This is a genomic window from Gardnerella vaginalis, assembly GCF_001546485.1.
Lineage (GTDB): Bacteria > Actinomycetota > Actinomycetes > Actinomycetales > Bifidobacteriaceae > Bifidobacterium > Bifidobacterium vaginale_D.
This window is the reverse complement of sequence record NZ_KQ956857.1, coordinates 1-921: the sequence shown is the minus strand read 5'-3', so window position 1 is coordinate 921 and position 921 is coordinate 1. Positions and strand designations below refer to the sequence as shown.

Annotated in this window: 1 pseudogene; it reads left to right on the top strand. The window is 45.9% G+C overall.

The features are described 5' to 3' along the window. Positions 1 to 129 precede the first annotated feature (129 nt). A pseudogene (locus HMPREF3208_RS03490) lies at positions 130 to 921 on the top strand (hypothetical protein); the annotation flags it as partial.

Below are 921 nucleotides of genomic sequence, written 5' to 3'. Positions count from 1 at the left end.
GGGGGGGGGTACCGTATTAAGAAGTGATAGCTCTTCTTAGTTTGTGCTGTCACAGAGCAATTTGTTTATAAGTTGCTTATCAAATATTTCTTCGTGTATTTTTGCGTGAGGAAGAAGAAAGGATACATTATGTTAAGTAAAAAGGCAATTGCTGCATTTGCTGCCGGCGCCACTTTGCTTTCTGGTCTCGCTTTTGCTGCTCCAGCTTTCGCTGCTGCGACTGCTGCTCCAAAGGCTGCTGCGACTGCTGCTCCAAAGGCTGCTGAAAAGAAGGCTCTCGAAGAAAAGCTTGCTGCTGCTAAAGCTGAAGTTGCAAAGAAGAAGGCTGCTGTTGATGCCGCTAAGATTGAACTTAATGCTGCTAAGGCTAAGTTTATTGCAGAAACTGCTGAGGCTCGTCAGAATGGTGTGAAGCTTGATGAGGTTCACAATGAGATACACGGCTATGATGTTAAGATTGGTATAGTAGTTGGTAATAGTCCAAAGACTGAAAGCGAAAAGACAGCATATAATAAGTGGTTTAATGTAGCCACGGAGTATGCCAATGCGGGTATCGGTCTTGATAAGGCAAATGATTTACTTGCTAACGCCAATGACACTGTTGCTCTTTATGAGTCTCAATTGAAGCAATTGCCGGCAGAACAGCCAGCTCCAGCTCCTGCTCCTAAGCCAGCTCCAGCTCCAAAGCCAGCTCCAGCTCCAGCACCTGCACCTGCACCAGCTCCTGCACCTAAGCCAGCTCCTAAGCCTGAGGTGAAGAAGGTTGAGCATAAGCTTGATTTGGTTGATCTTCTTGGTGGTAAGAAGGCTGAGGAACCAACGTTTGTGACTTCTGATGGTAGCGCGAATTTGTTCACGAACTATCAGGGTTTGACTGTTCTTCTTTCTGAGCATGGTTTGACGAATGTTGCTGCTTATGAT